We start from the raw sequence: 25,009 nt of genomic DNA, 5'->3' as shown, positions 1-25,009 counted from the left end.
TGCAAAAATAGCCCAAAATACCCTATTAGCCTAGTCATGTAGGTTAAATAGGTATTTTAGAACCTCATCCAGAGCCAATTACCTTTAACTAAATTCATGAAATCGTATGACTATTTCAGGCAATTCTATCTTCTCTTATGAGTATTTATGGGATTAGAGGACTATGCTTTACGACATAAATAAGGGCTGTTTTTAAGGCATAAATAAATGTTGAAGCGTCTATCTATTTAAGAATCACTTGTTAATTTCTGACCGAATCAATCTAAACCCATCTATCATGTTTTCAATAGCTATTTCTACCATTCTTAAAATAGCTCTCGCTGGGCTATTTATTTACGTCTACATAATTGTAATCACCCGAATTGCCGGCAAAAGAACTTTTGCTAAAATGAGCAGTTTTGATTTTGCGGTTACCATTGCTATGGGCTCTATTCTCGCTGATGCCGTGAATACCCCTTCGAAGAGTTTTATGCCTGCTATAATTTCTATAGCAGTTCTGGCCCTTTTGCAAGTAATTTTCGCAAAACTTCGATCTTCTTCCGATTCTTTTGAAAATACTGTGACCAACACCCCGATTCTGTTAATGCAAGACGGGCAAGTTTTTGAAGAGAACTTGAAAAAATGTTTGGTAAGCAAATCTGATTTGATGGCCAAGTTGCGAGAGGCCAATGTTCTACGGTTTTCAGAGGTTAAAGCGGTAGTATTCGAAACCACAGGCGACATTTCGGTACTTCACACTTCAGAAAACATCGTAATTGATGAAGAAATCATGAACGAGGTGAAAAGTTGAGTGCATCAACGTGTTACAAAACAAAACCGCTCCGGTTCTATGAACAGGAGCGGTCTCTAACTAAATAACCAACCAAAAAAATCTTATTATCTTTCTCTACTTCTTTCGACCTTCATTGTAGGATTAGAAGTCTTTTCTCTCATTTTATCTATCGCACCGGAACCTGATTTCAAATACTGTCTATAACCTCTTCCGCGAAATTTATAAACGGTTTGACTACTCGGGTGATACAGTTCGATAGTACTGTCATTAATAACGTACAATTCAAAGTAATCATTGCTCGATGAACGGTATGCCAGTGTTAAAGTTTTAAGCATTTCATCGTTAGTGATGTCGTACACCTGATAATCACCTTCAAAATCCCATCTGACTCGAGACACTTGCGTTCCAGGTGCATCTATAGAAGAACGAAAATACCCTGATTGAAACTGTAAAAAGTTCTCATTATCAAAATCATTTAGAGCTCCGGTCTCACTAGTATATACTTTTTCCCAAGCATCGTATTCCTGCAGAAAATAGTTGATATTATCGTAAAATATATAGTCAAAATCAAAACTATTCAATTGATAGCCGTTCAAATAGTACGAAGTATCCGAAAGGCTATCGTAAAGTTCTATAGTATTACGGTCAATTACGAAAAGATCAAGAATATACCGGCCATCGATATCATGGTCTACCTCAACAGCTCCTCTTAAAGCATCATAATAACCTACGTCGACACCTACACCGTTACCGGTCTTACCAATACCCACCATGTTATTATTCGCATAGAGCGCCCCATTAATAAAAGACAGGGTAAATGCCCGTTGAAGAAACGGAACTTCACCAGAGCCTTTCGTAGCATTAATATCTACATACCAAAAATCGTATGATTGTAAAACCTCATGGGTGTTATGAACAGGCTCTTCGATGTAGTCATCTTCAACAATAACCTCGGTATAGCAAGAGGTCATTAAGAAACTTATAAATAGTGTAGCGAGTAGTTTTGTTTTCATAATATGGGCATTCAAATTCAAAATGTTAAAAACAATCACCGTGCCATTATTTTTAACTTTTTGATAATCAATACTTAAGGTTTCAGCTTTTAATTTCGTTAGTTTTGCTTCGGAAGAATAAAAACACAAAAGAAAATTGAATGTTTTATGAATAGACCATTGAAGTTTGCAGTTCTCGGAGGGGGAAGTTGGGCGACGGCCATTGTTAAGATGCTCTGTGAAAATCAGGAAAAGGTAAATTGGTATATGCGCAATTCAGATGCCATTGGTTTTATAAAAATTCAAAAGCACAACCCTAACTATTTGACCTCTGTCACTTTCGATAACTGCAAGTTAGAATTGACCGATGATATTAATGAAGTTATATCAACAGCAGACATTTTAATTTTTGCAATTCCTTCTGCCTTTCTCCATACTGAACTGCAAAAGCTGACTGCCTCAATAAAGAACAAAATCATATTCTCCGCTATAAAAGGCATTGTGCCCGAAACCGGACTCATTGTAGGGGAGCATTTTCACGAAGAATATAATATTCCGTATAATAATATTGGTGTGATTACTGGGCCATGCCATGCAGAAGAAGTTGCTATGGAACGCTTATCATACCTTACCATAGCTTGTGCCGACTCTGAAAAAGCGCAATATGTGGCCAAAAATCTCAGTAGTGATTACATCAAGACCAAAGTAACGAAAGATATTATTGGCACCGAGTATGCCGCCATGCTCAAGAATATTTATGCCATTGCCGCAGGTATAGCCCATGGTTTGGGGTATGGTGATAACTTTCAAAGCGTTTTGATGAGCAATGCTATTCGCGAGATGAAACGCTTTACCAAACGCATACATAAAATTGATAGAAACATCAACAATTCAGCCTATTTGGGAGATTTATTGGTAACAGGGTACTCTACATTTAGCCGTAACCGTATGTTCGGTAATATGATCGGAAAGGGATATACCGTTAAAAGCGCCCAGATGGAAATGAACATGGTCGCCGAAGGTTATTATGCCACTAAAAGCGCGCACGAAATCAAATCGAAATTCGAAAAAAAGGTAAAAACGCCAATTATTAATGCGGTGTACAAGGTTCTGTATGAGGGTAAAAATGCCAAAAGTGTTTTTTTAGAATTGACCGATAAGTTAGATTAAAGAAATTAATTGTTTTTAAAAAAATCTTACTACAAAGTGTTCAAAAATTTTAAACATTATAGATTTAGGTTGTCGTTTACCGAAGATTAAAACTACGTTAACAATATATAAAAGAATTAAAGGTTTAAGTACAATAAAACTTTGAACATGGCTTTAAAACCCACTCTTGTACTTCTACTATTATCTGTAATCTATTTTTCTTCTTGTAGCAAATCTGAAGAATCTAGCGATACTCAAGTTATCCCTCCTGAAGTTAAAGAACCAGAAAGAACTGCAATTTTGAATCTCAATACAGAAATAGCTGACTCTTTAAATTTTGGTAATGTTGTAAAAAATTATTCTAAGACTATCGTATTTAATTTTAGTAATTCTGGTAACTCTGATTTAACCATCTCTAAACTAACTTTACCGGATACGTTTAACACAGACTTTACCTCCGCAATTCTTAAACCAAATGATAGCACAACAATATCGGTCAATTTCAACCCATTGGAGATAGCAGAATACAATGGTTTTTTAGAAATAGAATCTGATGCAACAAATGTAGTAGGCCCTATAGCTATAACCGGAAAAGGAGTTAGTGACGTTTACGATGGTTCAATAAGTCTATTAAATCAAAGTGAAGTTGACGAGTTTTCAGCTTCTGGTTATACTAAAATCACGGGTGTACTATTTATTGGTAATTTGGTTGGCAATTCTTCATCGATATCCAGCTTGGAGAAACTAAGTATACTAACAGAAATTGGTTCCTTAGATGTGGCAAATACAACCCATTTGACAAACCTTAGCGGACTAGAAGACATTATAATTAACCAAAGTATTTCTATAGGAAGAAATTCAAAACTTGAAAATTTAAATGCATTAAGCCATCTAACGAGAGTCGAGAATTTTGTCAATATTTTCGGTAATCCTCTTTTAAACGATTTGAACGGGCTATCTAATATCACCGAAATTGGAAATGATTTATGGATTAGAGAAAACAATTCGTTAACGTCTTTAGAAGCTTTTTCAAAACTAACGTTAGTATTTGATAGTTTTAGATTGGTTAACAATATTGCCATTGAATCACTTGACGGGTTAGAAAACCTTAGGACTCAAAAAGGAAGTTTTACCGTCATGAACAATCAAAAATTATATAATTATTGCGCAATTAAAAATTTACTTTCCAGTGAAACTTTTACAGGTTCGTTTTCATCTACCCGATGGAATCGTTATAACCCAACCCGCTCTTTAATTCTAGGTCAAGATTGCTCAAAAGAAATACCGCTGGATACTTACCATGGTAGTCTAAATCTGGAAAGCGATAACGGTATTGAACAATTTGCCTCAAAAGGCTATACTAAATTTGATGGCACCCTATCAATAAATGGTAGTCGCGATTTAGGTCAAATAACTACACTTGAACCATTATCAAATTTGGTGAGTATCAGCCAAGAATTAACAATATATGATACCGATTTAACAAGTTTAAATGGTCTTGAGAAGATAACTTTACTTAAAAATTTTACAGCTCGGAATAATGAAACTTTGGTAGATTATTGTGCTATTAGCACGTTAGCACAAAATGAAGGAATTACATTTTATATATCAGAAAATAATATTTTTAATCCCACAATTGATAATCTTAAAGATGGCAATTGTGCCCAATAATAATGTTTCCAGTATTTATATTATCCCGTTTTGCGTAAATTTAAGTTTTTTACAAAACGGGATATTTATTTTCTCTCCAGCGAAAAGTTAGAATGCTCGTCTAATTCTGCATTTAAAATTTCTCTCCAAGCCGAAATTTGCGTATCATCACTCTTATATATGGCCTTGAACTCTTCCAATATCGGCTCCATCAATGTGCGTATACTGTCAATATTAAAATATAACCTACCCGTTCTACGAATGAAAAAATCCATGGGGTTTATGACCATCTCGTAGTCGATACCAAAATGCAACTCCGCTTTAGCTAAACGAACATGCTTGTCAGCATCTTTAAGTTTATCATAGCTTTCCAGTATTTTATCGGTCTGCTTGCCATAATTCGTCACTAGAAACCAAGCATCGTACTCACTGAAACCATCGTCTTTTAACCTAGCGTATATTTTAGTTATGTATTTTTGAACGTGCTTAAACTTCTTAAAATCGACATTACCACAAAGCGCGATTTTCTCTGTGTAGCACTCCTTCAGTTCAACATCATGATCTTCTTCCATCTTTTTGGCAATTCTGTTTACCACACGCTCTGCCATTTTACGATAACCGGTAAGCTTTCCTCCCGCGATACTGATTAAGCCCGTATCAGAGGTAAAAATCTCATCTTTGCGCGATAATTCTGAAGCCGACTTTCCTTCCTCATGAATCAGAGGTCGAAGACCGGCCCATGAAGAAATTATATCGTGCATCTCTAAATTAATCTTAGGAAACATATTATTTACCGCTGATATCAGATAAATAGCATCAGCCAAATCAGTCCGAACATTATCTTTGTCTTTATTGAAATTGGTATCAGTGGTACCCACATAGGTTACCTTTCCTCTGGGGATAGCGAACATCATTCGTCCATCGGGTATATCAAAATATACCGATTGTTTTACCGGTAATTTCTTCTTCGGAAATACCAAATGCACCCCTTTGGTCAAGTGTAATTGTTTGCCTTTTTTCGAATTGTTCTTGCTGCGCAATTCATCGACCCATGGCCCGGCAGCACTAATAACATACTTTGAATTAATTTCAAAAATCTCATCAGTGGTACCATCTTTAACTTTGACACCTGCGACCTTGTTATCGGTGTCATAAATAAAATCTTCTACAGAAGCATAATTGAGTGCATTGGCACCAAAAACCAGACTTGTTTTAATGTTCTCGATGGTCAATCTGGCATCATCTGTGCGATACTCGGCATAGTAACCTGCGCCCTTCAATATTTTCTTCGGAAGCAGGGGTTCAAGCTTTAGGGCCTCCTTTTTCTCTAACATCTTTCTTTTGTCGTCACCAGAGACCTGAGCGAGTATATCATAAACCTTAAGCCCTATAGATGTCAGCCATTTACCATAAGAACCATTCTCAATTAACGGAAGTAACATTTTTTCGGGTATGACCAAATGTGGAGCCAATTTATGAACGATCGCACGTTCAGAACCCACCTCTTTGACCAGCCAAAAATCGAACTGCTTTAAATAACGCAGACCACCATGTATCAACTTTGTTGACTTACTACTAGTGCCCGAAGCAAAATCTCCCTTTTCGACCAAAGCTACTTTGAGCCCCCGTGAAGCCGCATCAAGGGCAATACCGCCGCCAGTAATACCGCCACCGATTACCACCAAATCGTAGGCTTCAGAGGACATCTTTTTAATGGTCTTTGACCTATTTAGATTTGAGAATTTTATATTTTTCATGAATTTTGTGCTAACTATTGTTCTTCCCAGCCTTTTGTACGCTCTATGGCCTTTTGCCATTTCTTATATAAACGCTTGCGTTTAACGCGGTCAAAATTAGGTTTAAAAATTCGATTCATCGGACGGTTTTGATCAACATCTTCCTGTTTCCAAAGCCCTACTTGAATACCGGCCAAAAAAGCCGCGCCCATGGCAGTAGATTCGATTACCTCGGGTCTGTGCACTTCAGAATCAAGAATATCGGCCTGAAATTGCATCAAATAATTGTTGGCACACGCCCCACCGTCTACACGCAGGTTTTTTAACTGAATTCCCGAATCGTCTTCCATAGCCTTCAGAATATCTTTTGTTTGGTAGGCCAATGCTTCTAAAGTTGCTTTCGCAAGATGTGCCTTGCCCGTATCACGGGTAAGTCCGAAAACGGCACCTCTCGCGTACATATCCCAGTATGGGGCACCGAGCCCTGCAAATGCAGGAACGATATAAACCGGGTTTTCCTCTTCTATAGATTCAGCCAAAGCCTCCGTTTCTTTGGCGTCATCGATTAGTTCCAGACCGTCACGAAGCCATTGAATCGCCGCACCTGCAATAAAAATACTGCCTTCCAAAGCATAATTGACCTTACCATCAAGACCGTATGCAATAGTCGTTAGCAAGCCATTCTTAGATATCTGAGGTTCTGTACCCGTGTTCATTAACATAAAACACCCGGTACCGTACGTATTTTTGGCAGTGCCCTTTTTAAAACAAGCCTGCCCGAAAAGCGCTGCTTGCTGATCCCCTGCGATACCCGCAATAGGTATTTTTGTTCCATTTAGTTCGTAATCTCCAAAATGATGAGCGGAAGGTTTTACTTCGGGCAGCATTAACTTGGGTATACCCAAAGCTTTCAAGAGTTTATCATCCCATTTAAGATTTACGATATCGTAAATCATCGTTCTAGAGGCATTGGTATAATCGGTCACATGATTTTTTTTGTTGGTCATATTCCATACCAACCAAGAATCTATTGTACCCATCAACAAATCTCCATTCTCTGCTTTTTCTTTCGCACCTTCAACATTATCGAGTATCCATTTTACCTTGGTTCCAGAAAAATAGGAGTCAATAACAAGTCCTGTTGTTTTTCTAACATGCTCTGTTAGTCCCACATTTTTAAGGTGTTCACAAATGTCGGCGGTGCGCTTGTCTTGCCAAACTATGGCATTGTATACAGGCTCACCCGTAATCTTATCCCAAACCAAAGTAGTTTCCCTTTGGTTAGTGATTCCAATCGCAGAAATGTCGGCCGTATCGACTTTCTCTTTCTCGACAAGCTCTCTTAAAACGCTCATCTGACTTTCTAAAATCTCGATAGGGTCATGCTCTACCCAACCTGATTTTGGGAAAATTTGTTTAAATTCTTTCTGAATCATGCCTTTGATTTGGCCTGTTTCATCTACAAGTAAGGCTCGAGAACTGGTCGTACCTTGATCTAGAGAAATAATGTATTTCATAGTAATGTTTAAGTTGAATAGAAAAAGGTCAAAAATTCGCAGAAAGAATTTTTGCGTGGCAATGAACAATTACAAAAGACTTACAAATGTGACGGCGAAGTTTTGACCATTGCTAAATATAGAACTTAAAGTATCCATTTCAAAGCATGAAGAACGGGTGATAATCTCACCCCCTTAGCTCAGACAAGAAAAACTATGGAAATTTTGAAATAGGCTCGCTACTTATTATTCCATTTTATTAAAATCATATTCACGCTCTACACGACAGATTCTAACTTTATACCATGAATACCACTCTTTGATTCCCCTTTCCTGTGCCATAAGATGGTCGGTCTGGGTTTTCCAATTAGCGATACTATTTAGGTCTTTCCAGTAACTGACGGTAATTCCTATTTCCTCCCTAGCGCTTTCAACGCTTAAAAAGCCTGGTTGCTTTTCGGCCAAATCCAGCATTAACTCCGACATTTTTTTATAGCCCCTATCACCTGTGGTTCGGGCAGATGTAAAAATTACGGCATAATAGGGTTCAAAAACCGGCATCAGCTATAAATATTAAACCTATTCATCTTTTGGAAGAGTTTCCTTTTAGGTGATATAATTTTTTTCAACAAAGTAATCGACTATTGCCTCTTTCATTAAAATGGTCTGTTCACCTGATTTTAAAGTGGGCAGTTCTTCCTCTACTTTATAATGGGGCCAACCTTCTTCATCAAAGTAATCGAATTCATAGTAACCGTAGGGCTCCAACAACCGACAAATAGCAATGTGCATTAGGTCTAGCTTATCGTCTTTTTTGTATTTTCTATGATACTGCCCCAATTCTTGAATCCCAACCAGATATATAATGGCATCAAGTTCTAATGGGTCGCCATCGGAAAATTGAGAAGAGAGTTTCTCAACCAAGACATCCCACCTTTCCTTTAATATTGTATCTCTAGACATGCTTCTTTTTTACTAACTGACCAACTAAAAGAATAAATGCTTTCTATAAGCCAAGAAAGCCTAATTTGCAAAGTTCAAAGGTACAAATCAAAATACTACTTTTGTGTAAATTCGACCACCATGAGCTTTCTTGACATTATCTTAGGGTTATTGCTTTTATATGGATTATATAAAGGATTAAAAAACGGCCTTTTCATTGAGTTGGCCTCGATTGTTGCCTTGGTCGCGGGTATATACGGGGCAATTCATTTTTCATATTACGCTGGGGACTATCTCTCACAGAACATGCAATGGGAAGAGCGCTACATCAACATAACTGCTTTCGTTATTACCTTTATCGCGATTGTCATCGTAGTACATTTTGCGGCAAAACTATTGACCAAAGTAGCCAGTATTGCATTGTTAGGGTTATTAAACCGCATTGCAGGCGGCATTTTCGGCGTGGTCAAAGTGGCTGTAATTTTGGGTGCGCTTTTGGTTTTTTTCGAACGAGTAAATAGCTCTGCCGGTATTATACAGAAAGATACCATGCAACAATCGGTACTATATGAACCTATAAAAAAAATAGGTGATTTTGTATTTTCAAAAGTTTTAAGAAATGATGGGCTTGAAAAGAAGGAAACACAGGAAGAAATTATAGTATAAACAGACTACCAAACATTTCAAGACTTACTATTGCTGCCTTCAAACAAGCAGCTATACTACCTAAAGAGTCATATAACAATTAACCTGAGAATAATGTGAGTTTCAACTTACAAGAGACTCACAGCTCAGTGTATTTCATCGAAAATAGAAAATAATTCAACCCCATAAACGCTAATTTTTAGATATTCGCGTATCGATAATTCCCCAATCGATTTTTTTATAGAACACGAGAACACCCCATTTCTCACTCCTACTTTTCGAGAACGCACCTACTTACAAATAGAACACTATATGAAAATGATAAGGCAATACCTTGTCTTAGTTTTATTTGTATGTACCATGGCCTCTTGCACAAAAGAGTCGGTGGATACGGCAGATATTATTGAGGCCAAGAATGTACCTGAAATTGAGAACGAATTGTTAGATGTAGTCAACCAGCACAGACTGTCACTCGGCCAAAATTCACTTGAATTTAGTTCAGTGGCATACCAATACGCTAATGATCATACAGATTACATGATGTCTCGCGGTTCGATCAATCATGATAATTTCAGTAAACGCGCGTCTAGTATTTCTTCGGAAGAAAATGCCCAGTTTGTGGCAGAGAACGTAGCAAAAGATTATAAATCGGCATCGGAAGCATTGAGTGGGTGGTTAAATAGCTCAAACCATAAAAAAACTATTGAAGATGAGTTTACCCATACTGCGGTCAGCGTTAAGGCAAATAGTGACGGAACATTATACTTCACTCAAATTTTCTATAGGTAATTAAACTTTAGAGTCATCACATTTGCCAATGTAGCTAAGGGAGTGGCCTAGTTTTTATAACTTTGTTATCAGTTGCATACCGAGATGAACAATTTCGGTTTCAACCTAAAGTTTAATTTAAAGACTTTCGTACCTATGGCAATTAAGGCACCCTTTAATCTAAATAAGTGGATTGATGAAAACCGTCATTTACTACAACCGCCCGTTGGCAACAAGAACCTCTATAAAGATGCCGGTGACTATATTGTGATGATTGTTGCCGGACCCAATGCCCGTAAAGATTACCATTATAACGAGACGGAAGAACTCTTTTACCAACTAGAGGGCAATATCGAGGTACACATTCAAGAGAATGGTCAAAAGCGGACCATGAAGTTAGGGCCTGGTGACATGTACCTTCACCCCGCAAAAATACCGCACTCCCCAGTTCGCCATGAAAATAGCATCGGACTTGTTATAGAGCGAAAAAGAGCGGACATGAATGTTGATGATGGCCTACTTTGGTTCTGCGACAACTGCAACCACAAACTATACGAAGCTTATTTCACCCTCAACGACATTGAGAAAGACTTTTTGAAACACTTCAAGCATTTCTATCGCTCAGAAGAACTTCGAACGTGCGATAATTGTGCTACGGTAATGCCCGTAGACCAACGTTTTGTTGGCGAGAATTAGGTCAAATTCGGTTTTAATCTTAAAAATGCCGTTCTTTGATGGTTAGAAGACAGTAAAATTGAGCTTCTAGCGGTTCCCAATTCCTAATTTATGACGAGGTTTCAACTTTTCAAATACTTGTCAGTGCTTCTCATTGGAGCCCTAATTTCCTTCTTTATTTTTTACAATATCAATGCAAGATATCTATCCAAGAATAAAATTACAGTAGATAACACGATTTCAAAATCGATATTGAAAATAACAGATGAGTTAAACAAGATTAATCTCGTTATTGAATCGATGGGTTTTTTCTTCGAGAACCACGACGATGTTTCGCAGAATCTTTTTGAACAATTCACGAACCCCTATTTAAAACAACTTCCTAGTATTGGCGCTTTGGAATGGGCTCCAAAAATTGGTGATTCAAAAAATAAAGAAATTGAAGAATTAGTCATTACTGAATCAGATTCTGCAGGAGGCTTCGTACCCATAACGGCCAATGAGGTTCACTATCCCATTGCTTTATTGAATCCCCTAAAACCTCTAAAAGATGCCATAGGGTATGACAATTATTCTGAAGAAAATAGAAAATCGGCAATAGACTTAGCCATCAGTACAAAAGAAATAACTTTCACCGCACCTATCGAACTTGTGCAGAAAAACAATGGCGTACTCGGATTTTTAGCGCTGAAGGCAGTGCAAGATTCAAATTTGAGCAGAACGAAGGGTATTGTGGCCGGTATTTATAGAATGGATTTGTTCGTCAAAAAAACTTTGAAAAACGAACTGCCAATAGTTAATATTACCATAACCGATTCTGCGGCAAACGAAAACCCCCTATTCACTAATCTACCACTCAAAAAGCATAAAGAAGGAAGTGAAATCATTAAAAAATTAAACATAGGAAATAGAACTTGGTACATGAGTTTCATTCCTAAACAAAAGTATATTGACTTCCCCCATGTTCTTGAATCTTACTTAGTGCTTTTATTCGGACTTTTAACCACTGGCCTACTCGTTTATGTAGTCAAGAAAAATGATGATTACAACGATCGTCTAGAGGCGCGTGTATTACTTCGTACCAGCGAGCTCGAAGCGTCGAATAAAATGAAAGAAAACTTACTTCGAGAAATACATCATCGGGTCAAAAACAATCTTCAGATTACGTCTAGCCTTATGAATATGCAAAAGCGTAAGCTCGTGAGCAAAGAAGCGATTACCGCTCTATCAGATAGTCAGGCTAGAATCTCTGCCATTGCCCTTACGCACCAAAAAATTTACCAAGACCAAGATTCGAAAGCCGTTAATCTTCATGACTATTTGGTGGACTTGATGGAGCATCAAAAAAAGATTTCAGCTTCATTTACCTATAAGATAAATTGTCCTTACATATCTATCGACCTTGACCGTGCTGTTCCTTTGGCCCTTATTATATCTGAACTGGTGACCAATGCGGTGAAACACGCTTACCCCGATACCACCAAATACAACGAGCTATTAATCGATGTGACCGAGCAAAGTGGAGAAAATGTTTTATTGTCAATTCGAGATAATGGAAAAGGGCTTCCTGAACATTTCAACATCAAGGAAGCAGAGGGTATCGGTTTTGAAATAATAAGAGCCCTATGTAGGCAAATCTCCGCTAAGCTCACCTACGAATCGAACGACTATGGCACTCAATTCGATCTTGCCTTTAGAAATCAGGCACAAGCTTAATTTCTAAACGTTTGCATTCTTACATTGACTATATTTAAAGTATGATTGAAACAATCCTCATTGGTTTTATCGCTTTTCTGCACCTCTATTTTATGTGGTTCGAGATGTTCGCATGGACCACAAAAGGCAGAAAGATTTTTAAAAATTTTCCGCCAGAGTTATTTGAACCATCCAAGCCACTAGCAGCAAATCAAGGCCTTTATAATGGCTTCTTGGCAGCTGGACTAATTTGGACGTTCTTTATATCTAATCCTTTGTGGAAAACCAATGTTTCTCTATTTTTTCTATCATGCGTTGCTATTGCTGGCATTTATGGCGCGCTTACAGCGGATAAAAAAATATTCTTTGTTCAAGGGCTTCCCGCAATTGTGGCCATTCTTATCGTGATACTGAAGTAAAAATCAAACCAAATGCATAGGCTATATGTTCGCTTTTGATTTCACAATCTTCTTCTAAAAAAGTATATTTGATTATAATATAACAATATCTGCCTAAAAAGTTACAAAATGACTAAATCTATTTTGCACGCAGGAATTTCAGATGTACTTGAAGCCCTTCAAATCGACTCCGTAAACCAAGGTACATCCACAGGAAACACTTGGTTTGGTCAAGGTGAGAATTTTAACTCCAATTCCCCTGTTGATGGTGCTTTGATTGCACAGGTGAAAACTACATCACAAGCAGATTATGAAAAGGTAATAGATAGTGCCGAAGAGGCTTTCAAGCAATGGCGAATTGTACCGGCCCCTCAACGCGGAGAGGTTGTTCGCCAATTTGGTGAAAAGCTTCGAGAACTAAAACAGCCACTCGGAAAATTGGTTTCATATGAAATGGGCAAAAGTTACCAAGAGGGTCTAGGGGAAGTTCAAGAGATGATCGACATCTGTGATTTCGCAGTAGGCTTAAGCCGACAATTGCATGGTTTGACCATGCACTCAGAAAGACCAGGTCATCGCATGTACGAGCAATATCATGCCCTAGGTATTGTCGGTATCATATCCGCATTTAATTTTCCCGTTGCAGTTTGGGCTTGGAATACCGCTTTAGCCTGGGTCTGCGGAGATGTATGTGTTTGGAAACCCTCTGAAAAAACACCTTTGTGCGGTATTGCCTGTCAAAAAATAATTGCTGATGTTCTAAAGAAAAATGACCTGCCCGAAGGTATTTCGTGCTTAGTAAATGGAGATTATAAGATAGGTGAGATGATGACGAATGACCACCGCATACCATTAATTTCAGCTACAGGATCGATACGAATGGGTAAAATTGTTGCCCAAGCAGTAGCTGCCCGTTTAGGTAAATCACTTTTAGAGCTGGGTGGTAATAATGCCATAATTGTGACACCAGATGCAGATATTAAGATGACAGTTATCGGAGCTGTTTTCGGGGCAGTAGGCACTGCAGGTCAACGCTGTACATCAACGCGTCGACTAATTATTCATGATTCAATTTACGACACCGTGAAAAATGCAGTTATCGATGCTTATGACCAATTGAAAATAGGCAACCCCTTAGATGAGAATAATCACGTAGGCCCTTTAATTGATACCGACGCCGTAGCCGCATATCAAGAAGCAATCGAAAAGGTGGTAGAAGAAGGTGGTTCTATATTGGTAGAAGGTGGTGTATTAAGTGGCAAGGGGTTTGAAAGTGGCTGTTACGTAAAACCTGTCATCGCAGAGGCCAAACCCGATTTTAAAATAGTTCAGCATGAGACTTTTGCTCCGGTTCTCTATTTACTCAAGTATTCTGGGGATGTAGAGAACGCTATCGCTATTCAAAATGATGTAGCGCAGGGTCTATCTTCGGCAATTATGACCAACAATCTTCGTGAGGCAGAAAAGTTTCTTTCGGTTACCGGAAGCGATTGTGGCATAGCCAATGTAAATATTGGAACTTCAGGAGCGGAAATAGGTGGGGCCTTTGGGGGAGAAAAAGAGACCGGAGGCGGTCGAGAAAGCGGTTCAGATGCCTGGAAGGTCTATATGCGCAGACAGACCAATACCATTAATTACACTACTGAGCTACCCCTTGCTCAAGGTATCAAATTCGATTTATAAAAGTAAAACCCGCCTATTTCGCTTCCTCGCCCTTCCCCCGAACAGACAAGAAAAAAACACGACGGGTTTTTAAACTAAACTAACTCAAACAATTCTATTGTATTTTATAGATGAGACAAGAAGCCTATAATAGACTGTTTCTCTCATCCCTATCTTAACGTCAATGGTCTCGGGCCTTCTTCAACTTCCACCAAACAATCCTTACTTACATACCTAGAACTGCCACCATACTGACGAAATTTAATATTTTCATAATCCCGTTCTTCATCTTCCATTGATTACCAAATACAGACTAAATATACTGATGCACAGCACAGCACACCACAGTTTTTGTATAAATGGTCATTTTTCCTGTATCAATATGCCTTAAAATGTATTTAGTGTAATTTTCGAATGAGGTTCTGTTCAATCTTAGTCCATATTATAAAGGAAGAATGCCGATTACATTTATAAAATGAATTTCGGGCCAATGCTTTTATAATAAAAATTCAATTAGTAATACTTACCCTACTCAATGTGCGCAATTAATCATATAGCGTTAACACATTTTTTAGTTTTTTTTAATACATTGTAAGCTGAATACTAAACATTTACCTCCCATGACAAAAACGATGACCAACCTGTTGGGCATTGTCATTACCATTTTAGCGGGAATTTACTTCTACATTACTTGTTGTAGCAGTTGTGGTACCGTTACGGTAGAAGACAATCCGAAACAGGTTATGGCACCTCAATCGGAGCCCGAACCCACATTTTATCCGTTTTCACTTAAAGACGGGGATTTTACTTATGAAACCTTAGACAATTTTAACTTCAATCTGTCTTCTTCAAATTACTTGACACCACTATCGAGCAAAATTGAAGCAGGTGTAAATACTGAACTCAAGAATTACCTGAGTTCTAACAACGATAAGGTTATTAATGTTACCGGGTATTATAAGAGTGATGAAATAAACGAAACTGCCTATCCGAACTTAGGTCTGGCTCGAGCAAACTCGGTAAAAAACTATCTCGTTTCCCAAGAAATTCCATCTTCAAAAATCAATATTTCAGGTGAGCTTAAAGACGATTTTATACCCAAAGACAAGGTGCTCATGGGTCCAATAGAATTGAGTTTGAATGAGGTATCGGCCAATGCAGAAGCTGAAATAAAAGCATTGTACAACAAAATTAAAGAAAACCCTTTGGTGCTTTATTTTGATACTGCGCAAGCCTCAATCAGTTTATCTACGGAACAACGGCAGAAAGTAGCCGACATTGCTAGATACTTAGATAAAGTTCCGGATGCCCAAAGTGAAATAATCGGCTATACCGACAGTGAGGGCAAAGTATCAACTAATTTAAGATTAGGTCAAGAAAGAGCTGATTTCGCAAAAGCCTATTTGGTAAACAACGGTATTCCTGAAGGTAGAATTAGTACCGCATCCAAAGGAAAGCAAAACCCGATTGCCAGCAATGATACGGAGGAAGGAAGAGCACAAAATCGTAGAACGGTAATTTCAATCAAATAAAAAATAACAATTAAACTAGAATCAAATGAATTTTGAAAACATGAACATCTGGTGTTGGCTTATACCCCTTCTTGTAGGTATACTCTGTGCTATCTTCGGCTATTTACTTGGTAAGGGTAGTGTCAAAACAATCGATAACTCTGCGGAGCTAAAGCTTTGTCATGATAAAAATGCCAAATTGCAAGCGGATCTCGATGCATGTAATAAAAAAGTAAGTGCGATCCCGGCACAACCTGCTGCTACTGATATCACTTCATCTTTGGGAGCTACTGCAGAAGCAGTTCCAGTCTTAATTCCATTTGACGCAGCTGCTGCAAAAGCAGTTTTCGGAAAAAATATTAAACAAGATGATTTAAAAGTTATTGAGGGTATAGGACCAAAGATAGAAGGCCTTTTTAAAGGCGCTGGAATAAGTACTTGGAAGGCGCTTTCCGAAACCTCGGTCGCCAGTTGCAAAGAAGTATTGGCAACAGGGGGTGATCGGTACAAAGTTCATGATCCCGCCTCATGGCCTATGCAGGCAAAAATGTGCTACGAAGGCAAATGGACTGAATTGGCCAAATGGCAAGATGAGCATGATCACGGCAGATTGTAATCTAATCGCTGACAGGTTTAAACTAAAGACCCCGACTTTTTTAAAGTCGGGGTCTTTAGTTTATTTATATTCTCGTATCGGTAAAGCTTAGACCATTCCATTGGCCTCTACCCACTTGAAACGATATTGATCTTCAGGAAATTTCATTCGGTCTGATATTCTTTCTAAACGAGCTGGAAGTTTTACCAAGTAATCTCTTGCCTTCTCTGCTTCCTCAGAAAGAGTTCGCAACTTTTCAATTTCCCAATAATTATTCAATTTTCTAAGAATATCAACATAATCTTGGGCCGTGTAGACTCCCATTCGTTGCGCGCAGTTCGAAAAATTTTCAAAGGCTGCACCTACTACCCCGCCCGACTCTCTCAAAAAATGGGCCGGCATAACTATTTTCTTTTTCATCATATCGGCAAAAGCCAAAATCATTCCTGAAGGGTCTTCACCGAGAATAGTTTTCACGAATTCTCTATAGGCCAAATGGTGCCTCATTTCATCACCGGCAATAATGGTGCACATTTTACCCAAAAGTGCATTACCTTTTTTCTTGGCCATTATTCCAACTCTTTTATGAGAAATATTGGTAGCCAATTCTTGGAATGAAGTATACACAAAGTTCTTATAAGGATCCCTATCTGTACCTATGTCAAAACCATCGGAAATCAAATGTTGGGTAGTAATTTCAATCTCACGCATATTCACCCTTCCTGAAAGGTATAGATACTTATTGAGTACATCGCCGTGACGGTTTTCTTCGGCCGTCCAAGCTCTGACCCATTTGGCCCAACCGGTCTTTTTATTTTCACCATGCTGATCGATTCCTTCAACATCCATCAACCAAGACTCATAAGTTGGCAAAGCCTCTTCAGTAATAGTATCAGCGACCATAGTCACCCAAAAGTCATAGCCCAGCTCTTTTGATTCACCCCTTAAATCTTTAACTGCTTCTAAAAAATTATCGTTCTCGGAATCGGGCAAAAAGTCGCTGGGTTGCCAAATGTCTTCTACTGGAAGCAAAAAAGAATCCATAAACCCTTCTACCTGCGGCTCTATGGCCTTCATCACCTCTAATCTTATATTCTTCTCGGGCATGATTATGTTTTTTACAAAGTTCGTTAATAAAATACTGAAATTGTAGTAATAGCAAAGCTATTTTCAATTTCTTCCTTGCTCATTCGGGTAAAGTTCATGTACGGGATCACTTTGCCAAACTTGTTTGGTATCGATATCTATCATTGACAAAGGTCCCTTAAATGCTGCTCCTGTATCTACATTCCATACATTGGCCGCTAACTTTGGCTCAACGGCCGTCGTTTTTGATATCGGAGTATGGCCAATATATATCTCTTTGTAATTCGTTAATCTTTTTGGGTAGCGAACATCATCGGGCTTTAGGTTCGGGTCTAGGGAACATACAAGCTCCCATAATGTGCGATCCCAATAAAATGTTTGTGAGAAATACTCAAAATCTACTCCCTTGAGATTGGTGAAACCCGCATGTAAGAACAAACGATTATCAGAATCAAGATGATAATTAGTTAGGTTTTCATAAAAATCTATATGCTCGGCAATGGTCTTTTGGTCAGCATTTTCATAAGAAGACCTAGTGGCCTCACCACCATGTTTGAGCCATAACGGGTTGTCTTTGCGTTGCTGTAACCACTCTAGGCAAAGTACGTCGTGATTGCCCCTTATAAAGATGCACCTATGCGTCTTGCCCAAATTTATCAGAAAATCTACGGTTTCGGTCGCCTCGCTCCATCCGTCAACATAATCCCCTAAAAAAATAAGTTGATCTTGATCACTAACTTCAGCCATGCTCAATAGTTGTTGCAAGCCTTTTAATCCTGAATGAATATCTCCTATTGCCAGTGTTCTCATTTGGCAAAAATCGCAATTATACCGATGACGGCAATAATAAATAGTACCAAAAAGAAAATTTTCCAAAAAGAATAGGGTCTTGTTCCACTTAGTTGGCCCGTTTGCCCGTTTATATAAAATTGAAATTCTGTACCATTATAGCGATATGAACTAATATAGACCGGCAATAAGATATGCTTGAACGTTTCTTCCGACAGTTTAATATCGGCTTGACGAACGCGCTGGGTATCACCACCAATATCTCGCTTGATCCACGTATTGGCAATTTCCTTCGCCTTTTGAAAAGACCAATGATGCCCTTCTTTCAAAGAAACCGTATATTTTTCGGTCACAAAGCCAGAAAGGTATTTTGAATTGAATGGTACCAAGGCCTTCATATTCCAAAAGGAAATCTTGGCGGGTATATCTCGACGTTTTTTCTCGGAGGCATTTATTAAAATATCATCTACAAATCCATCTACCTCACCAGAAACCGCCGACCAGCGCGTCTTACGTACCCGCTTTGTCTGAGTACCGTTTTTTGTACGCACTCTTCTATTCTCATAATAATAATCGCCCCTTTGCCCTTGGTATTTGGCGAGCAAATTGGCGTCGAATGTCCAATATGGTAGATAAAGGCCATGCAATCCTTCGGGATCAAGAGCCGCTCTTTTCAGTTTATTGGGCGCAAACCATAGGCTATTCACCCACTTTTTAAATATGGCTTTAGATTTTTTCTCATCAATCTGAAAAGGGATTATTGCTCCGGGTAAAATCCACCCCTCTTCTTCCACATCTTCTTTAATCAAGGGCTCGCTACAGTAAACACAACTGAGCGATTTATAGTTTTCCTCTACATGTTGATTCGCCCCACAGTTCTTACAATGCAAAAGATCAATCGTCTCTGTATAAGCATTCTCGCCAACAACCTTTAAATAGTGTTGCAGTTCAAGTTCTTCAAAACTACTTTTTGCTTGTTCTATAAATTCTTCATAACCGCAATATTCACATTTAAGTTGATGAGAACCTGGCTTGAACTTCAGCTCTGCACCACAATTGGCGCAAGATTTTTTAAGCTCTGATTTTTGAGGATTTTCCATACACAGAATGTGCTTTTTCAATATCAGCTTGAAAATTCAAAAAAAAAGTGATAATCGAATTTTATGTCGTGGGTAGTGGCGGCGGAGTGTTACCTCCCAAAAAAGATTTTAATTCTTCTACCTCTTTTAAAGCCACCCAATTTGACAAACCCTGTTTCCATATCAGAGAATCTCTATTGATTGAACGATTGGCGAAAAGCTCTTTTAATTTATCAAAAGGTACTGGGCCATTCTGTTGCCCGTTGACGGCGTAATAGTACGAAACTTGTGGCGGCATTGGCGGAGGCACGGCAGCCTGAGGTGTTTGGGCAGCAGTAACCGGTTGTGTTGCAAGGGGGTTCATCATATTGCCCATTTGTTGTGCCAATACAAAACCCATGCCCATACCCATACCTGCACCGGCCGTACCGCCTTCATTTTTAGCTGCGGCTTCCATAGCCTTTGCTGCTTTGAACTGAGAAAGTTTTGCCATGTCCAATTTATCAAGCCGACTATATTCGAAGATTTCTTTTTTGAGTTCTTCGGGCATGGATACATTTTCGATATAAAACTTCTCTAATTCTATACCTACCCTAGCAAATTCTGGCTGCATTACTTCTTGACAAGTATCTGAAAGTTCGGTATTGTTTGCTGCGTAAAGCTCAATAGGCAGGTTGGCTTCCCCTACGGTATCAGTAAATCTAGTTACTATCAGACTTTTTAGATGCTCATTAATCTCGTAATTCGTAAAATTGCCATCGGTACCGACCACATCAATAACAAATTTTCCAGCATCTTCAATACGAAAGCTATAGGTACCATATGCTCTTATCTCAACCAAGCCAAAGCGATCATCACTAAGAACAAACGGACTCTTAGTACCCCATTTTTCATCTGTGAACAAGCGGGTATTCACAAAATACACCTCTGCTTTAAAGGGGCTGTCAAATCCATATTTCCATCCTTTGAGAGTTGTTAGCATGGGAAGGTTTTTTGTGTTCAAAGTATAAGTTCCCGGAGTAAAGACATCGGCCAACTGACCTTCATTAACAAAAACCGCGGTTTGGCCTTCTCTGACCACTAACTTCGCATTATTCTTAATTTCATTCTGATATCGTTCAAATCTATGAACAATGGTATCGTTGGTAGCATCTAACCATTCGATAATATCTATAAACTCATGACTAAGTTTCTTCTTTATTTCATTGAATATGTCCATTTTAACCCACTTTAAAATTTTTCAAAAAGGTAGGGATTTCTACACTGCTGTCAAAGACGGCTATTCTTATTGTTCCCAATCGTACATTTTCACTGTAAATTTGAAACCATTTTATTTTTTTTGGCACAATGCTACATTTGTCAGTACTTTAGAGCGGTAAAGTTGAAGATATGAAGAGCATTTACTGCATAGGAGAGCTATTGATCGATTTTGTTGCCGAAAAGCAAGGCAGTGACCTCTCAAAAGCTGATGAGTTTACCAAAAAAGCTGGCGGGGCACCGGCCAATGTAGCCTGTGCCGTCGCAAAACTCGGAGGAAGAAGTAAATTTGTCGGGTGTGTTGGCGATGATCCTTTTGGTACCTTTTTGCTCGATGTTTTGCAAAACAACAATGTAGACATCTCTTTGACACAAAGATCTAAACACTTTACCACCTTAGCTTTTGTTTCTCTAGCTGAAAATGGAGAGCGCGATTTCGTCTTTAGCAGAGGTGCCGATAAAAGGTTAAAATATCAATCTGGAATAAAGAAAGGTTTTAAGGGCAATATGATCCACCTTGGTGCGGCCACTGCTTTATTGGGCGGCGATCTTGAAGAAGCTTACGGACGTTACTTCTTTGATGCCCTAACACAAAATTCCTTTATCAGCTTTGATCCTAATTTTCGGGGAGACCTTTGGAAAAATGAGGAAAAAATCTTCATTAAAAAATGTATGCCCTTCGTCGAAAAGTCTCATTTATGCAAATTTAGTCTTGAGGAAGCACAACTGCTTTCGGGCGAAAAAGATTTGGAAAAAGCTTGTGACCATCTACACAAGGTTGGGGCACAAATTATTACAATCACGTTGGGCGGTGAAGGCACACTCGTAAGTACTGCGACCAAAAAGACAACCATACCTAGTATAACCATTGAACCTTTGGATACCACTGGAGCGGGAGACGCTTTTATCGGTTGTCTACTTTATCAGATTTCAACCCTGAACAATGCCTTAGAAATAATTGATGACCATCAACTACTCATTGAAATGGTCAAAAAAGCCAATATTGCCGGCGCGATAACCACCACGAATTATGGCGCCATACCTTCTTTGCCCACTTTAGAAGAAGTTCAGGCCCATCTATGATTGCCGTATCAACTGTACTTCACTTTTCTGAGAATTCGAAGTGACTCTTTTAGCGATAGGTAAATGGCCTGGTCGTATTTTTTTAATAACGTTCTTGCTCTTTCCATTTGTTCTCGAGCATCTTCAAAACCGTTCAAATAACAAATGAGATAGGTAGCAGGCAAGTGCTTTAAATCATCCCTTTCGGGGCCACTTAGAGCCATTTGACTTTCTAACTTTTTTAAAAGGGCATTGTTGGCATTATAAATGTGATATAAGTTTTTTTTATCATATTGTGGAGGGTCGAAAATTAAATCGCTTGTAATCTGATATTTACCATTATCATAAAATGTAATCACCATTTTTTCTAAAGGATAATAGCTTTGTTTTGACCCTAAGCCCAGCTGCACATACTCCACAGTAGTAAATGAATTTTCATCATAGGCGATGGTGATTTCATCTAAAGCCGAATAAAATAATTTTACCTGTTCATTGATAAGTTCGATATCAACTCTCGAATAATAGTTCTGATCCTTCACTTTTTTTAGGTGTCCGGCCCAACAAACTACGAATTGTTCTTTGAATACTTTATAATCGCTATCAAGGTCTTTATGCTGAAAGTTCAAAAAATCGATGACCCCATCTAAAGTAAGCTCTATGTTATTACGAGCATGGTGCTCGACGGTAGCGACTTTTTCAGAATTGATGTCTTTTAACTCAATATCAAATGCTTTGGGCAAACTAATACTGCCCTCCCTAAAAAACACCATTCCACCATAATATTTCCAGATATTCTTTCTTAAGGCGCAAACCTTGCCATTTGATTTAATGGTTACCAGCCCGACCACCTTACCTTCAGGAAGATCAGGAAATGGGATGTTTTCATAAGATATTAAAGGTGGATTATCTAAATAGGCATTGACAAGGTTCTGTATTTTACTGTCATCAAAAAAGTCTACACCTACAATTTTATTATCTTCATCTTCTACCCCGATTACGATATACGAATTGTTTCTAGGGTTGCTGTTTGCCAAGGCACAAACGTGTTTTAAAAACTTGGCCTTCCCTTCTTTTTGACCGATGGCAATAAATCGTTTTTTATCATAAAAACTGTTCTCATCGTTATGCGCAAGTAAGTTTTTTACGAGTAAACGTTTATTGATCATTTGAACCTGTGTGACTTATGTGTATTCATGTATAAATGACCATGAAGTTAAATAGGTCAGAGCGAACTACCACTTATTTAAGTTGATTTTTAGAATAAATTCAGAATTTTACAAATCTAGAAGCTCTCAAATCATAAATTCAATATTCAACCGTCAGCTTCTCTTATTAAACACCGTTGCCGACGCCTGAGCGGTAGGGGTCACAATTAAATCGGAAATATTTACATGTTTGGGCCTTGTGACTACAAAAAGTAGGGTTTCGGCAATATCTTCAGCGACTAGGGGATCAAAACCATCATAAACAGAATCGGCCTTTTCATCATCACCTTTGAATCTCACATTACTGAATTCGGTTTCTACCGCCCCAGGGTTAACCGCACCCACCTTGATACCATACTGATTTAAGTCGATACGCATACCCGTAGTAAGTGCATCAACGGCATGTTTGCTTGCGCAATACACATTGCCTTTAGGGTAAACTTCTTTACCCGCTGTTGAACCTATATTGATGATATGTCCCGATTTACGTTCTACCATCTTCGGAATAATTGCTTTCGACACATAAAGTAAGCCCTTCACGTTAATATCTAACATGGCGTCCCAATCCTCGGTATTTCCAGATTCAATGGGATCCAGCCCATGTGCATTTCCTGCATTGTTAATCAATATATCTATCTCGGTGAAATTGCTTGGTAGAGCAACTATTGCATTCGAGACCGACTCTTTATTTCGCACATCAAAATTTAGTATGTGTACATCGGTTTTTTTACCCAATTCGTTTTGTAACGCCTCTAAGCGTTCTTGCCTTCTTCCGCATAGGATCAACCGAAAACCTTTAACTGCGAAAAGTATTGCCGTTGCCTTACCAATTCCGCTTGTTGCTCCTGTAATCAATACCGTTTTACTCATAGTTTATATTTAAGTTTTAAGGAACTTCATTTCCATTAGCCGCTTCCAATAAAATAAACCAATCTTGAAGTTCCATCTCGATTTGTACGGCTTTTGCCGCCATGGTCAACCTTGCTTTCGTAGTGGTTCCCACCACTGGTTTTATTCTTGAAGGGTGTTTCATGATCCACGCCAACAAAAGTTGATCTTCAGTTGCATCATATTTTTCACAAAAGTTCTTAAGGCAGTGCCCGATTTTCGATATCGCTGGGCTATCTTCCTTAAAATAAGCACCCAAAGGGCTCCACGACATCGCTATTCTATCATTGGCCATTATATCATCTAACGTACCATCGTTCATGGCCCTGTTTTGGGTCAGTGAAAACTCTACTTGATTTGCATCTATCTCAATTTCCTTTTCCAATAACTTGATTTGAGAAGGCGAAAAGTTAGAAACCCCAAAATTTTTAATCTTACCTGCAGTTTGTAATTTGTTTACAGCTTCTGCAATTTCAGAGGGCTGCATCAACGGACTAGGCCTATGCAACAACAACATATCCAAATAATCCGTTTTCAAATTTTGAAGTGATCGTTCTACTGACCAAATGATATAATCTGTTAAATAATCGTAGTGCTTCACACGATTATTTCTACTTTCAGCAGAAAATTGTATTCCACATTTACTGATAAGTTGAATTTTCTCGCGCGGAACATTACTTTCGATCAACGCCCGCCCGAACTCAGCTTCGTTGGTATAATCACCATAAATATCCGCATGATCAAAAGTCGAAATACCGTTTTCTAGACAATAATTGATGAGAGCTGCCGATTCGGCTTTAGAAAATTGCTTTCCCCAACTTCCCCAAGTCATTGTGCCCGCAATTATTTTTGAATAAGAATCCTTCTTTTGCATAGAGCGTTAAATTAAAAATAATTACCTTAAAAGCTTCACAAAAATAGGGGCTTACAAATTTTTTTAACCAATCGTTAACAGCT

24 protein-coding genes are annotated in these 25,009 nt (G+C 38.5%); 12 read left to right on the top strand and 12 right to left on the bottom strand.

From position 1 onward, the window contains the following. Positions 1-277 precede the first annotated feature (277 nt). Positions 278-790 carry a DUF421 domain-containing protein gene (locus IV512_RS05925; RefSeq protein WP_209401554.1) on the top strand — a complete coding sequence of 171 codons (513 nt, stop codon included), beginning with the start codon at positions 278-280 and terminating at the stop codon, positions 788-790. 86 nt (positions 791-876) lie between these two features. Here the strand turns inward: IV512_RS05925 and IV512_RS05920 are convergent, their stop codons facing one another. Continuing rightward, positions 877-1,785 (bottom strand): nicotinic acid mononucleotide adenyltransferase, encoded by a 909-nt coding sequence (locus IV512_RS05920; protein ID WP_209401552.1) that lies wholly within the window; start codon positions 1,783-1,785, stop codon positions 877-879. 147 nt (positions 1,786-1,932) lie between these two features. Here IV512_RS05920 and IV512_RS05915 point away from each other — a divergent pair, with 147 nt between their 5' ends. Together IV512_RS05915 and IV512_RS05910 are read left to right on the top strand one after the other, a co-directional pair. Further along, positions 1,933-2,934, top strand: a complete 1,002-nt coding sequence (locus IV512_RS05915) for an NAD(P)H-dependent glycerol-3-phosphate dehydrogenase (RefSeq protein ID WP_209401550.1) — start codon at positions 1,933-1,935, stop codon at positions 2,932-2,934. 147 nt (positions 2,935-3,081) lie between these two features. Further along, positions 3,082-4,584 (top strand): DUF1573 domain-containing protein, encoded by a 1,503-nt coding sequence (locus IV512_RS05910; protein WP_209401549.1) that lies wholly within the window; start codon positions 3,082-3,084, stop codon positions 4,582-4,584. Positions 4,585-4,649: 65 nt separating this feature from the next. Here IV512_RS05910 and IV512_RS05905 read toward each other — a convergent pair whose 3' ends face one another. From IV512_RS05905 to IV512_RS05890, 4 genes are all read right to left on the bottom strand, one after another. Beyond that, on the bottom strand, positions 4,650-6,320 hold the full coding sequence (locus IV512_RS05905) for a glycerol-3-phosphate dehydrogenase/oxidase (protein ID WP_209401548.1): 1,671 nt from the start codon (positions 6,318-6,320) through the stop codon (positions 4,650-4,652). Between the two features lie 14 nt (positions 6,321-6,334). After that, the gene (gene glpK, locus IV512_RS05900; RefSeq protein ID WP_209401547.1) at positions 6,335-7,816 is read right to left on the bottom strand and encodes a glycerol kinase GlpK; all 1,482 of its coding nucleotides are present in this window, start codon (positions 7,814-7,816) and stop codon (positions 6,335-6,337) included. A 225-nt stretch (positions 7,817-8,041) separates the two neighbouring features. Next, the gene (locus tag IV512_RS05895) at positions 8,042-8,356 is read right to left on the bottom strand and encodes an antibiotic biosynthesis monooxygenase (protein WP_209401546.1); all 315 of its coding nucleotides are present in this window, start codon (positions 8,354-8,356) and stop codon (positions 8,042-8,044) included. A 45-nt stretch (positions 8,357-8,401) separates the two neighbouring features. Then, positions 8,402-8,758 carry a hypothetical protein gene (locus IV512_RS05890; RefSeq protein ID WP_209401545.1) on the bottom strand — a complete coding sequence of 119 codons (357 nt, stop codon included), beginning with the start codon at positions 8,756-8,758 and terminating at the stop codon, positions 8,402-8,404. A gap of 120 nt (positions 8,759-8,878) precedes the next feature. Between IV512_RS05890 and IV512_RS05885 the strand changes: the two genes are divergently transcribed. The 8 genes from IV512_RS05885 (at position 8,879) to IV512_RS05850 (ending at position 16,707) form a co-directional block, all read left to right on the top strand. Next, the gene (locus tag IV512_RS05885) at positions 8,879-9,403 is read left to right on the top strand and encodes a CvpA family protein (RefSeq protein ID WP_209401544.1); all 525 of its coding nucleotides are present in this window, start codon (positions 8,879-8,881) and stop codon (positions 9,401-9,403) included. A 291-nt stretch (positions 9,404-9,694) separates the two neighbouring features. Beyond that, positions 9,695-10,171: a CAP domain-containing protein gene (locus IV512_RS05880; RefSeq protein WP_209401543.1), complete on the top strand. Its 477-nt coding sequence runs from the start codon at positions 9,695-9,697 to the stop codon at positions 10,169-10,171. A 135-nt stretch (positions 10,172-10,306) separates the two neighbouring features. Next, complete coding sequence (locus IV512_RS05875; RefSeq protein ID WP_209401541.1) at positions 10,307-10,846, top strand: 3-hydroxyanthranilate 3,4-dioxygenase; 540 nt, start codon at positions 10,307-10,309, stop codon at positions 10,844-10,846. 90 nt (positions 10,847-10,936) lie between these two features. Then, complete coding sequence (locus tag IV512_RS05870; protein ID WP_209401539.1) at positions 10,937-12,541, top strand: CHASE domain-containing protein; 1,605 nt, start codon at positions 10,937-10,939, stop codon at positions 12,539-12,541. A gap of 41 nt (positions 12,542-12,582) precedes the next feature. Then, complete coding sequence (locus IV512_RS05865; protein ID WP_209401537.1) at positions 12,583-12,939, top strand: DUF1304 domain-containing protein; 357 nt, start codon at positions 12,583-12,585, stop codon at positions 12,937-12,939. Positions 12,940-13,047: 108 nt separating this feature from the next. Next, a complete protein-coding gene (locus IV512_RS05860; protein ID WP_209401535.1) occupies positions 13,048-14,601 on the top strand; it encodes an aldehyde dehydrogenase family protein in 1,554 nt (517 codons plus the stop codon). A gap of 599 nt (positions 14,602-15,200) precedes the next feature. Further along, on the top strand, positions 15,201-16,112 hold the full coding sequence (locus IV512_RS05855; protein WP_209401533.1) for an OmpA family protein: 912 nt from the start codon (positions 15,201-15,203) through the stop codon (positions 16,110-16,112). 25 nt (positions 16,113-16,137) lie between these two features. Continuing rightward, complete coding sequence (locus IV512_RS05850) at positions 16,138-16,707, top strand: hypothetical protein (protein WP_209401531.1); 570 nt, start codon at positions 16,138-16,140, stop codon at positions 16,705-16,707. 87 nt (positions 16,708-16,794) lie between these two features. Here the strand turns inward: IV512_RS05850 and IV512_RS05845 are convergent, their stop codons facing one another. The 4 genes from IV512_RS05845 to IV512_RS05830 all read right to left on the bottom strand — a co-directional run bounded on the left by IV512_RS05845 (position 16,795) and on the right by IV512_RS05830 (position 20,859). Beyond that, a complete protein-coding gene (locus IV512_RS05845) occupies positions 16,795-17,793 on the bottom strand; it encodes an acyl-ACP desaturase (protein WP_209401529.1) in 999 nt (332 codons plus the stop codon). A 63-nt stretch (positions 17,794-17,856) separates the two neighbouring features. Beyond that, positions 17,857-18,582: a metallophosphoesterase gene (locus tag IV512_RS05840; protein ID WP_209401527.1), complete on the bottom strand. Its 726-nt coding sequence runs from the start codon at positions 18,580-18,582 to the stop codon at positions 17,857-17,859. Beyond that, a complete protein-coding gene (locus IV512_RS05835) occupies positions 18,579-19,661 on the bottom strand; it encodes a DNA helicase PriA (protein WP_209401525.1) in 1,083 nt (360 codons plus the stop codon). Before IV512_RS05835 ends, IV512_RS05840 begins: the two co-directional genes overlap by 4 nt. A gap of 61 nt (positions 19,662-19,722) precedes the next feature. Next, positions 19,723-20,859: an SPFH domain-containing protein gene (locus IV512_RS05830; RefSeq protein ID WP_209401523.1), complete on the bottom strand. Its 1,137-nt coding sequence runs from the start codon at positions 20,857-20,859 to the stop codon at positions 19,723-19,725. A gap of 170 nt (positions 20,860-21,029) precedes the next feature. Between IV512_RS05830 and IV512_RS05825 the strand changes: the two genes are divergently transcribed. Next, positions 21,030-21,980 (top strand): carbohydrate kinase, encoded by a 951-nt coding sequence (locus IV512_RS05825; protein ID WP_209401522.1) that lies wholly within the window; start codon positions 21,030-21,032, stop codon positions 21,978-21,980. An 8-nt stretch (positions 21,981-21,988) separates the two neighbouring features. Here IV512_RS05825 and IV512_RS05820 read toward each other — a convergent pair whose 3' ends face one another. From IV512_RS05820 to IV512_RS05810, 3 genes are all read right to left on the bottom strand, one after another. Beyond that, on the bottom strand, positions 21,989-23,125 hold the full coding sequence (locus IV512_RS05820; protein ID WP_209401521.1) for an ATP-binding protein: 1,137 nt from the start codon (positions 23,123-23,125) through the stop codon (positions 21,989-21,991). A 153-nt stretch (positions 23,126-23,278) separates the two neighbouring features. Continuing rightward, positions 23,279-24,034 carry an SDR family NAD(P)-dependent oxidoreductase gene (locus tag IV512_RS05815; protein WP_209401520.1) on the bottom strand — a complete coding sequence of 252 codons (756 nt, stop codon included), beginning with the start codon at positions 24,032-24,034 and terminating at the stop codon, positions 23,279-23,281. A gap of 16 nt (positions 24,035-24,050) precedes the next feature. Then, complete coding sequence (locus IV512_RS05810) at positions 24,051-24,926, bottom strand: aldo/keto reductase family oxidoreductase (RefSeq protein WP_209401519.1); 876 nt, start codon at positions 24,924-24,926, stop codon at positions 24,051-24,053. Between the last annotated feature and the right edge of the window lie 83 nt (positions 24,927-25,009).

This window comes from Pseudozobellia sp. WGM2 (assembly GCF_017810075.1).
In the GTDB taxonomy this organism is placed as follows: Bacteria; Bacteroidota; Bacteroidia; order Flavobacteriales; family Flavobacteriaceae; genus JADNYK01.
Note: the sequence above shows the minus strand (reverse complement) of the source record. Positions and strands in the feature narration are given on the sequence as shown.